General features: G+C 70.9%; 1 protein-coding gene. It reads left to right on the top strand.

The window, feature by feature from the left end:
• Positions 1 to 71: 71 nt before the first annotated feature.
• Positions 72 to 409 (top strand): S1C family serine protease (locus tag AC1DIO_RS35555; protein ID WP_476854978.1); only part of this gene is annotated, 338 nt, incomplete at its 3' end.

The raw sequence follows: 409 nt of genomic DNA, 5'->3' as shown, positions 1-409 counted from the left end.
ATGTGGCCGCGCTCGAAGTGGACGGCACGGGCCGGCACGGCCGGTTCCGCACCGGCGCCGGATCCGCCGTCTTGTTCACCTCCGACGGGTACCTCTTGACCAACGCCCACGTGGTGGCCGGCGCCCAGCGGGGCAGCGCGGTGTACTCCGACGGGACACGCACAGCCGTGGACGTGGTCGGCTCTGATCCTCTCTCGGACCTCGCTGTGGTGCACGGGAAGGCCCCGACCGCCGCCCCGGCGGATCTCGGCGATGCGGAGTCGCTCCGGGTGGGACAGTTGGTCATCGCGGTCGGGAACCCACTGGGACTCTCGGGGTCCGTGACCGCCGGCGTGGTCAGCGGACTGGGCCGTTCAATCCCCGTCTGGTCCGGCCGTAACCGCCGCATGATCGAGGACGTCATCCAGAC

This window comes from Allobosea sp. 05T439 (assembly GCF_056396005.1).
This window is presented reverse-complemented; position numbering and strand designations above follow the sequence as displayed.